Annotated in this window: 11 protein-coding genes and 1 pseudogene; 7 read left to right on the top strand and 5 right to left on the bottom strand. The window is 46.2% G+C overall.

Annotated elements, in window-relative coordinates:
• Positions 1–128: pseudogene (locus UXZ23_RS02725) on the bottom strand (alpha-amylase family glycosyl hydrolase); the annotation flags it as partial.
• A 224-nt stretch (positions 129–352) separates the two neighbouring features.
• Between UXZ23_RS02725 and UXZ23_RS02720 the strand changes: the two are divergent.
• The 7 genes from UXZ23_RS02720 to UXZ23_RS02690 all read left to right on the top strand — a co-directional run bounded on the left by UXZ23_RS02720 (position 353) and on the right by UXZ23_RS02690 (position 4,827).
• Positions 353–520, top strand: a complete 168-nt coding sequence (locus UXZ23_RS02720) for an ADP-ribosylglycohydrolase family protein (RefSeq protein WP_320819118.1) — start codon at positions 353–355, stop codon at positions 518–520.
• A gap of 139 nt (positions 521–659) precedes the next feature.
• A complete protein-coding gene (locus tag UXZ23_RS02715; protein WP_320819117.1) occupies positions 660–815 on the top strand; it encodes a hypothetical protein in 156 nt (51 codons plus the stop codon).
• Positions 816–823: 8 nt separating this feature from the next.
• The gene (locus tag UXZ23_RS02710) at positions 824–1,708 is read left to right on the top strand and encodes a DMT family transporter (RefSeq protein WP_320819116.1); all 885 of its coding nucleotides are present in this window, start codon (positions 824–826) and stop codon (positions 1,706–1,708) included.
• 8 nt (positions 1,709–1,716) lie between these two features.
• Entirely contained in the window at positions 1,717–2,400 is a 684-nt protein-coding gene (locus UXZ23_RS02705; protein ID WP_320819115.1) for a penicillin-insensitive murein endopeptidase, read from the top strand.
• Between the two features lie 168 nt (positions 2,401–2,568).
• Complete coding sequence (locus UXZ23_RS02700; RefSeq protein ID WP_320819114.1) at positions 2,569–3,540, top strand: hypothetical protein; 972 nt, start codon at positions 2,569–2,571, stop codon at positions 3,538–3,540.
• 1 nt (position 3,541) lies between these two features.
• Positions 3,542–3,919, top strand: coding sequence for a hypothetical protein (locus UXZ23_RS02695; RefSeq protein ID WP_015487295.1), 378 nt, complete (start codon positions 3,542–3,544; stop codon positions 3,917–3,919).
• Positions 3,920–4,122: 203 nt separating this feature from the next.
• Positions 4,123–4,827, top strand: coding sequence for a hypothetical protein (locus UXZ23_RS02690; RefSeq protein ID WP_320819113.1), 705 nt, complete (start codon positions 4,123–4,125; stop codon positions 4,825–4,827).
• Positions 4,828–4,847: 20 nt separating this feature from the next.
• On the opposite strand, the gene UXZ23_RS02685 is transcribed toward UXZ23_RS02690, so the two are convergent.
• From UXZ23_RS02685 to UXZ23_RS02670, 4 genes are read right to left on the bottom strand one after another with little or no spacing between them, the layout of a single operon-like run.
• Positions 4,848–6,044: an ABC transporter permease gene (locus tag UXZ23_RS02685; protein ID WP_320819112.1), complete on the bottom strand. Its 1,197-nt coding sequence runs from the start codon at positions 6,042–6,044 to the stop codon at positions 4,848–4,850.
• A 2-nt stretch (positions 6,045–6,046) separates the two neighbouring features.
• Complete coding sequence (locus tag UXZ23_RS02680; protein ID WP_320819119.1) at positions 6,047–7,261, bottom strand: ABC transporter permease; 1,215 nt, start codon at positions 7,259–7,261, stop codon at positions 6,047–6,049.
• On the bottom strand, positions 7,261–7,935 hold the full coding sequence (locus tag UXZ23_RS02675) for an ABC transporter ATP-binding protein (RefSeq protein ID WP_320819111.1): 675 nt from the start codon (positions 7,933–7,935) through the stop codon (positions 7,261–7,263). The genes UXZ23_RS02680 and UXZ23_RS02675 overlap by 1 nt, the downstream gene beginning before the upstream one ends.
• Positions 7,928–9,082 (bottom strand): efflux RND transporter periplasmic adaptor subunit, encoded by a 1,155-nt coding sequence (locus UXZ23_RS02670; RefSeq protein ID WP_320819110.1) that lies wholly within the window; start codon positions 9,080–9,082, stop codon positions 7,928–7,930. Before UXZ23_RS02670 ends, UXZ23_RS02675 begins: the two co-directional genes overlap by 8 nt.
• Between the last annotated feature and the right edge of the window lie 148 nt (positions 9,083–9,230).

Here is a 9,230-nt window from a genome sequence, read left to right as displayed (position 1 = left end):
CGTCTATGTTCAAAACTACGGCCTTCGTTGTCTGTTCCACATAAGAATGCACGCCTTACACAGCGCGAAACACAGTGGTAGTAGGGTGTGGCTTCGAGTGATATGAGTTCTTTTCTTGGTTTAGGCATCCTAGCCTCCTGCGGCTTGCTTCGTATTTTCAAACTAGCGGTATTGACGTTCCTGATCAATCAGGCATTCATCTTAGGATGACTGTCCATCTTAGGATGCTGTTTAGGCATCCTAGCCTCCTGCGGCTTGCTTCGTATTTTCAAACTAGCGGTATTGACGTTCCTGATCAATCAGGCATTCATCTTAGGATGACTGTCCGTATACGCGGTATACGCGTATACGTTTGGCAAACTTAGGTAACGATGCAGATACAACCGCTGCAGTTTGTGGGCAGATATCGGGAGCTTATTATGGTGTGGAGTCTATCCCTAAAAAATGGAGAACAAAACTAGCCATGAGCAAGGAAATTGAAGCCCTTGCTTTGGCTCTGTTTGGGAGCCCCGAGAGCTAACAAGCTTGTCTAGTTGACGCTTGATCTTCCCCCGTTTTAGCGCATCACAATCAATAAATATTTAGAGATTGTCCGTAGAACTATTCACCAATTCCAAAAACTTATGCACTATTTTCCATATCAAAAAACATTAACCTTTATGAATTCTCTGTATGAATTTACCAAATATCACCTTGTTGGCAAAGATGTAGTGCTGGTTGCCCCAGTGCTCGGTATTATTCGCGATAGGCTAGGTCTAGCAGGGCTGCGCTTTGAGGAGGTACTCTCGGTACTAAACGGTGATCAGATATTTTAAGGTAATCAATGAATAACTCAGTACCGTCGCTTGGTTTGGTCGCCGTCGTATTTATTGCTTTTGCGGCCAATTCGCTGCTGTGCCGCTGGGCATTGCTGGTATTTCATTACGATCCTATCGTGTTTACCGTGTTGCGTTTATTCAGCGGGGCGGTGACTCTGGTTGGCTTGTTGTATTGCTTGCCGTCTATTCCTCGTTTGAGGTTGCTGCCCTTTAGTTCTCGCCGATTCTGGTTGTTGGGTGCGAGCTTGCTGCTGTATGCGCTAATGTTTTCGTTGGCTTACGTTCAACTCGATACCGGTGTCGGTGCCTTTATTTTGTTTGTTGCTGTGCAATTAATGCTGCTATTGGTTGCACGGTTTTCCGGTCAACGACTCAATAAACAACAGGTGCTCGGCGCTTTGATTGCGATTGCCGGTTTGGCATTACTGCTGTTACCGAATGCCGACGGCACTTATATCGGCTACGCGGGTCTGATGCTGTTAGCAGCAATGGGCTGGGCCATGTTTGTATTATTAGGCAGGGGCTCGGTCGCACCACTTGTTGATGTTAGCTCTGCGTTTGTTGCTGCAACTCTGTTGATGTTGGGTTTGTTTTTTGTATTAAGCATTCCATTCGGGCAGTCATTCGATATCGACTGGTTTTCTAACGCTTTCTTTTTGGCTGTTACTTCTGGCGCATTAACGTCTGGCGTTGGCTATTACTTGTGGTATCGAGTGTTACCGTTAATTGGCGTACAAAAAGCCGCGCAGTTGCAGTTATTGGTACCTGTAATAGCAACCGTTATGGGTAGCCTAGTATTGGGCGAGGTACTGACGTTTATTGCAGTAATAGCGAGCGCTGTGATCGTTTTTGGCGTTTGGTTGTTTTTGGTGGCGGTAAAAAATAAGTGATAAAAATTATGAGACATCTATTTCCAATACTCGCACTTCTAATCCTCTCGATAACGGCGAGCTACGCTTCTGCGAGCGACAGTATTTGCCACGGAACGACATCAAATGGTTCACTTGAGAATGGCGTTCAATTGCCTAGTGAAGGTAATAACTTTGAGAGTTATAGCAATGTAGCTCGGCTAGCCGGAAGGACGTATGTGCATTCTTCGGTGTATAACATCATTGTTGCGGCGTATTCCGATTTGGAGCGCGAGCAGCCAAACAAGGTTTATAAATATGCTGAAACTGGGTTTAAAGACGGAGGCCAGTTCTCGCCACATAAAACCCATCGTAATGGCCTTTCTGTAGACTTCATGGTTCCTGTTGTTAATTCGATAGGTGAATCAGTGCATTTGCCTACCAACCTTTTCAATAAATTTGGTTACAACATTGAGTTTGATAACAGTGGTCACTATGAAGGTTTCAAAATAGATTACGAGGCAATGGCCGCACATATAGTGGCATTACATAGTGAAGCTAAAAAGCTTGGTTACGATATATGGCGTGTGATCTTTGCGCCTGAACTTCAGCCAAATCTTTTCAAAACGAAATATGGTGTATATCTGAAAGACAATATTCAGTTTTCCACAAAGCGCTCATGGGTTAGGCATGACGAGCATTACCATGTTGATTTTATAGTGCCTTGCCAGTAACCGCGCCCCTGAAGGTAAGATCTAACGTTGAACGCTTGCTCTGAATTTGGTTTGCTGCGGGCATAGTAGTGAAATTCAGTGATAGATTTCTTGTAAGTGTCACCTGTAGTTAATAAACTCGAAGTTTCAAAAGACAGTAACGTCATTATTTACAAAATGGATTTTAAAATGAGTGAGATTCTGCTTTGCAATCAATCGTTAAGCCCTCAAAACTTTCAACTTCAATGCGGTATTGAAATTGATCAAATATCGGCCTTTAGCTGCTTAAAACCAACAATTATGGCCGCTAACACGCCATATGTTATTGGTAACGACCAATCAGGTGCTAGCCGAAGTATTCTCGCTCAACTCTCTCCTGCACCCGTAGCGAAAGAACTAACCAATCTCTCTTTGTCGTACGGTGGCGACAATATCGTGGCATTGGCTGAAATCACCGAAAAGCTTAAAGAGTACAATATTGGCCTCATGGGCGCTTCGACAAGTGTCTATGCTAATCGATTGGGTGGGTTTGCAGGTTCTGTGAAAGATTATCAAGCAGCTTTAATGGAATATCGCCAGGCGATTGTCTCCAAGTCGCCAATGAAAGCCGCTATGAAGCAAAAGGCGCAGGTTGCATTTGAGAAGATGCAGAGTCAGTTCCGTAATGAATTAAAAATGGTTACTGCGCAAGTAAAAGCACGCCGTGGTGTTCCGCTGACCAATGTTGAAAGAGCGACGAATATTGCAGAAAGTAGCCGTAATGTTGCCAAACTAAATGTCACGAGTCAGGTTCAAGCTAATAATCTAGTGAAATTTACCAAGTACGCTAAAGTCCTAGGTAATGGACTTGCTGTTATCGATTTTGGTAGTCGCGCTGGTAATATCCATAGTAGCTATCAAGCCGATGATAATTGGGAACGCGAACTATTTGTTGAGTCGAGTAGTTTTGCTGCTAGTGCTATTGCAGGGACCGTTGCAGTCAACGCCGGGGTCGCAGCGTTAACTTTACTTATAGTGGCCACTCCGGTTGGATGGGTCGGTCTACTAGTGGGTGGTGCCGCTGTTGCAGCTTCTGCTGCGGGCGCATCAATGTGGATTAATGGTCAAGTTAAGGAAAATGGTGGCGACTGGTATGATCGAATTATGAACGGGATTAAATAGAATGAGTTTACTTTCTCAACTTCTAGCGATTGCTTGCGTAATAGGTTTTTTTGCAGCTATATTTTATGTGCTTTTTGGGCAAATAACAGTGCGAAAACTTAGAAAAAATCCTAAAACTAAGGATAAGCTAGGATTTGAGTATGTTAGTGGGTGGGATATTATTAATGTAGCCCAGTCTCTCTCTATACCTCGTAAACTAAGTAAAAAGCTTGAAAATACTCCATTATCTTTCTTGTACGCTAATTCGGAGCTACTGCATGATCAAACAAACCTGTCAGATCGTATTTTAGCTGCAATATTTTATTGGTTGTTAACAATATCGGGAGTAATGATGATTTTCTTAGCAATTGCGGATACTTTAGGTTTTTTCGATTCGTGAAAATTGCTTACTTTGAGTGTATCTTAGATTTTCTGGAGTGATATTTCGTATGCGATATTAGTTGCTAAATGATTCTGTTTTCACAACTATTAGCCTTCGCAGCTTCTTTCATGCTTCTGGCACTTAATAATTATGTGCAGTTTGGCCAATTTATTGTTCGAAATTTAATGAAATATTCAAATACAAAAAATTAAGGAAGAGTGATGTATCCACAATCTTACCCTCACGATGAAATAGTTAGCTTGTATCCGGGAGTCTATCTTTTACACGGCAGTATAAAAATGGGGCCGGGGATGCGAATGAATCGAAATATGGTCATTCTCAAGAGCGGGCAAGAATTAACATTAATCAATCCTGTTCGTATGAGCGAAGAAGGGCTTTCTAGTTTAGATCAGCTTGGTGACGTCAAACACATTATGAGACTTGGCGACTTCCATGGGCTTGATGATGCATTTTATTTAGATCGGTATCCGTGCGAATTCTGGGCGCAAGCAGGGCAGGTTACTTACCCTCAGCCGAAAGCAACTCAATTGATAACGACAAACTCAGTTAGCCCATTTCCAAATTCAGAATTTTTTATTTTTGAGTCTGCTAAAAACCCTGAAGCGGCTTTATTTCTTAAAGATAATAAGCTTCTGATCACAACCGATAGCGTGCAATATCAAGCGGATTGGAGCTATTTTACTTGGTTTACTAAAATTGCCTTTAAACTGCTTGGCTTTAAAATCGGAGTGAATATTGGTCCGCCGTGGCTTAAAGGCGTGACACCTAAAGGCGGATCACTCAAGTCTGACTTTGAAAAATTATTAGCTCTCGATTTTGATGCTATTGTTGCTGCTCATGGTCGACTTCTTGAGTCTGGTGCAAAGGAAGCTCTTACTGCTGAGGTTCGGAGAATCTACAAATGAGTTCAAAAAACACTCAAGCTTTATTCATCCCTTAGCGCCACCACTGGGCTGAGCTTCGAGGCTTGCCAAGCAGGCCTTATCCCTGCAATCAATCCAATGATTACCGAGCTAATCAAGGCGCTGAAAAGGTAGATGACGTTGGGTGTCATCGGAAACTCGGGTAGGGCGATACTCAGTATGGCGAGCACAAGTAGGGCAAAGCCCATTCCGGCTAAACCACCTAATAGCGAAAGCGCGATTGCTTCACCAACAAATATTCCCAGTAATTGGCGTCGTGACGTACCAATGGCGCGTAGTAAGCCTATTTCGGGAATACGGTCGGCTAGGTTGGTGGTCATGACGGTAAATATTCCAACGCCGCCGACAATGAGTGAGATCGATCCCAGCGCGGCTATGCCGAGGGTTAGCATAGATAAAATACGGTTTAAGCTGGCGAGCATTTCGTCTTGGGTGACTAAGGTAAAGTCCTCTTGGCCGTGGCGGGCTATCAAGCGTTGTTTTATTAAGCTGGCCATTCGGTCTGAGGTGGTGGCGGCTGAAAACACGACATCAATTTCCATCAGGCCTTCACGATCAAATAAGCTAAGTGCTCTATCGGCGGGGATATAGACCATGTCGTCGAGATCAAATCCTAGCATTGAGCCTTTTTCTTGCATTACACCAATCACGCGATAGCGTTGTCCGCCTACGCGAATAATTTCGCCTAACGGATTGCTGGTCGTAAATAATTCAGTTTTTACTTTGTGGCCTAGCACGGCGTAAGCGGGAGAGTTTTGGCGGTGGTTATCGGGTAAAAAGCGTCCGCTGGCCACTTTAAAATCCCATGCTTTTACCATGCTTGGGGTGGTTCCATAGATTGTGGTGTTGCGTACTTTTTCTCCATGGCGAATAGGGCCAGAGCCTTGTACGTTGGCCACTACATGCTCGGCCCCCGGTAGGTTTTCCAGCAGGCGAAGGTCGTCCATGGTGAGTAAGCGCACCGAACTAATAAGGCTGCCCATCCCTGAGGTTTCGGTCTTACCTGGGCTAATGGCAATAATACGGGTACCAAATTGCGAGAAGTTATCAAGTACGTAGTGGCGTACACCTTCACCCATTGAGGTCAGAAGCGTTACTGCGGCTATGCCTATGGCAATCCCCAGAGCGGTTAATAAACTTTTAAGTGGGCTCGCTAATACGGATGAAAGCACCAGTCGCAGCCAATCAAGCCAGCGCATCGCTATTTACCCCCGCGTTTTTGCAATGCCAGCACGGGTGCTTGAGCGGCAGCGCGTCGGGCCGGTAGCCACGCGAATAAAAGCCCAGTCCCGGCGGCAACACCAACGGCGGTTGCACTTGCCCACCATGGGGCATGAAAGGGCACGTCTGGAAATTGTTGGCGCGCTAGCCAGAGGCAGGCTTCGGCAGTGGCTAGTCCAAGCGCGGCACCACATACAGAGAGCATTGAAGCTTCTGTAATAAATAGTATTTTCACTTCGTGGCTCGACGCCCCGAGTGCTTTTAATAAGCCAATTTCTGAGCTGCGTTGCGATACGCTAATGACGGTCATATTCATAATCAGAACACCGGCAACGATAAGGCTGATGCCGCCGATACCGGCGATGGCGAAAGTAAGTACCAGTAGAATATTATCGAAGGCGGCGAGAAGAGAATCGGGTGTTGTCACGGTAACGTCGAGTTGGCCGTCATGCAGCATCGTCATTTGTTGTTCAATGTTAGAAATTAGTGCGGGTATTGCTTGCACTGAGCGCACATCAATCATTACGCGAAATAAACCTTCGGTATTAAATAATTGCATGGCATTAGCAACAGGAATAATCAATGCGTCGCTCATATTAATGCCAAGCCCTGTGCCGGTGTCGGCAAGAATACCGATCACCCGACAGCGGTATTGTGAAAGCTTTAACCATTGGCCAATCGCTATGCGTGGGCCAAATAATTCGTGCTTTAATTGCGCGCCGATTACGCAGTCGGGTTGGGTTTGATTTAAAGGAATGTCGGCTAATATTTTTCCTTGGCGAACTTCGAGTTTTCGTACCGCAAAGAAGGCGGCATTGGTGCCAATAATTAGCGATTCGCGGCTACGGTTACCGGCGCTGATACTGGTGTTTCCGACGACTAAAGGCGCGATGCGCTCGACATTGCGTAAACGCAGTAAACTGGTGGCATCATCAAGGGTGATATCGCGTGTGCCTTCGCCGCTGAGGGGTGGCATGCCGCCGCTGGTTTCTTTGCGTCCCGGCAGCAAAAGAATGGTGTCTTTGCCGAGGGATGAAAATTCGGTTAATACGTATTGGCGACCGCCTTCTCCTAGGCCAGTTAATAGCACGACTGCTAATACACCGATGGCCATCGCCACCAATTGCATTATGGTGCGAAAGCGTTGTCGCGTGATGGCGATAAGGCTAAAGCCGATTTGATCACGCAGGGTCATCACGCGCGATTGTCCTCAACAATACCACCATCGACCATGCGAATTCTGCGGCCAGCACGTAAACCGAGATCGGTATCGTGGGTTACGACGATTAGGGTGGTGCCGTTGTGATTTAATTCTTCTAATAAATTCACTACTTCTTCACCGGCTTGGCTATCAAGGTTACCTGTTGGTTCGTCGGCTAGCAGCAGTGGGGCATTCATAATCGTTGCCCGCCCAATAGCAACACGTTGGCGTTGGCCGCCAGATAACTGTTCGGGTTTGTGATCGGCGCGATCCAATAAACCTAAACGTTTGAGGACGGGTTCAATGCGGCGGCGGCGCTCGCTAGGTGCTATGCCAGCTAGCATGAGTGGGAGTTCGATATTTTCGCGTGCGCTTAAGCGTGGAATTAAATGATACGACTGAAAAACAAAACCAATATGATCGCGGCGAAAAGCGGCACGCTGTTCTTCGCTCATAGGTACGGTATTTTTACCTGCTAACCAATATTCGCCATCGTCTGGTACATCGAGTAACCCCAACATATTGAGTAGCGTCGATTTCCCTGAGCCAGACGGCCCCATCACGGAGATGTACTCGCCTTTATCAATATGCAGGTGAATATCATTAAGCGCGTGAACGGGTTGATCGCCAAGAATAAAAGTGCGATGAACACCTTTAACATCAATCATCTTTTGTTATTCCAGAGTCGCTTGCTGGTGTAATTTTTACTTTGATTCCTGGGTTTAAATCGGGAATGTCCAAACTACTAATCACAGCATCACCAGCCTTGATTCCGGCGGTCACTTCGCTCCACGTCCAGTTGGTTAAACCAAGGGTTAATGGCACTTCTGCAATGGCGTCGTTCTGCACCGTTAGTACTTTGTTGCCTTCCAGCAATAATTCGGTAGGAATGCGCACAACGTTATCACGCGATGCGGTAATGACTTCGATATCAGCGCTGTAACCAATAAGTAGGTCGATATCTTGTGGCAAGCTACTAAGGGTGACGTCGACATCGACAGTACGTGCTTGTTTTTCAAGATCTTGAACATAGGGTGCAATCCGGCTAACAAGCCCTGTGAATGTTTGATCTTGGAACGCATCTAGGGTAACCCGAGTCTCCATGCCGATTTTAACTTGCGCTGCGTCCACTTCATCAATTGGCGCACGCACATAGAGGCATTCTTGGTTAATGAGATCAATCGCTGGTGGGGTGGCAACTCCCGGAGGCGAGGGCGTGGCATATTCGCCAACTTCGCCGTTAACTTCGGCAATAATTCCGGCGAACGGAGCGCGTAATTCAGTTTGTGCTAGGCGAGCTTGTTGTAAATTGAGAGCCGATTGCGCTTGCTGAATTTGTGCATCCTGCTGCTCGCAGGCGAAACGACTGATGTCGGCAACGGTATTGGAGCGATCCAGTTGTTCTTCCGATGCCATATTCTTTTTGCGTAAGTCGCGCAGGCGTTTGGCATCACGTAAATCGGACTCGGCTTGGCGGCAGCGCGATGCTTTGTTTGATTGCGCTATGGCTACTTGTGCCTGCGCCTGTGCAAGGCCGGCCTTGATATCATCATTCCATAAGGTCATGAGTAATTGCCCCGCGACGACCTTATCGCCTTGCTGCACTAATAACTGATTCACCTGCCCACCTTGGGTAAGTGATAAATGCGAGCGTAAACAGGCCTGAATCGTTCCTGAGCGGGTATTGGATACCAGTGACTCTACGGTGCCCATTTGTACGGTTGTGGTGGTAACAGCAATCGGTGTTTGAGGCCAAAGGCTAACGGCCGCAATAACGGCAAGGACAATGCCCCCAATGATTAATGCGGATTTCATAGCATTCTTCCGTAACGTAGGAACACCACCATAGAAGCTTTATGCCTGAATAGGAATGATATAGGTCAGTTAGGTGGAAGCTAGCGTGATCTCGGGAAGAGCAGATAGTCTCACGAAGGTAAGACGAGGAAAGACGGAGAAAGCCGAG

The sequence above is a fragment of the Thalassolituus sp. genome (genome assembly GCF_034111725.1).
Lineage (GTDB): Bacteria > Pseudomonadota > Gammaproteobacteria > Pseudomonadales > Oceanobacteraceae > Thalassolituus.
This window is presented reverse-complemented; position numbering and strand designations above follow the sequence as displayed.

Coding starts and splice junctions, on each gene's coding strand:
- UXZ23_RS02675 (WP_320819111.1), bottom strand. CDS start 7,935: ATGATTGATGTTAAAGGTGTTCATCGCACTTTTATTCTTGGCGATCAA.
- UXZ23_RS02710 (WP_320819116.1), top strand. CDS start 824: ATGAATAACTCAGTACCGTCGCTTGGTTTGGTCGCCGTCGTATTTATT.
- UXZ23_RS02670 (WP_320819110.1), bottom strand. CDS start 9,082: ATGAAATCCGCATTAATCATTGGGGGCATTGTCCTTGCCGTTATTGCG.
- UXZ23_RS02695 (WP_015487295.1), top strand. CDS start 3,542: ATGAGTTTACTTTCTCAACTTCTAGCGATTGCTTGCGTAATAGGTTTT.
- UXZ23_RS02700 (WP_320819114.1), top strand. CDS start 2,569: ATGAGTGAGATTCTGCTTTGCAATCAATCGTTAAGCCCTCAAAACTTT.
- UXZ23_RS02690 (WP_320819113.1), top strand. CDS start 4,123: ATGTATCCACAATCTTACCCTCACGATGAAATAGTTAGCTTGTATCCG.
- UXZ23_RS02705 (WP_320819115.1), top strand. CDS start 1,717: ATGAGACATCTATTTCCAATACTCGCACTTCTAATCCTCTCGATAACG.
- UXZ23_RS02685 (WP_320819112.1), bottom strand. CDS start 6,044: ATGCGCTGGCTTGATTGGCTGCGACTGGTGCTTTCATCCGTATTAGCG.
- UXZ23_RS02680 (WP_320819119.1), bottom strand. CDS start 7,261: ATGACCCTGCGTGATCAAATCGGCTTTAGCCTTATCGCCATCACGCGA.
- UXZ23_RS02715 (WP_320819117.1), top strand. CDS start 660: ATGAATTCTCTGTATGAATTTACCAAATATCACCTTGTTGGCAAAGAT.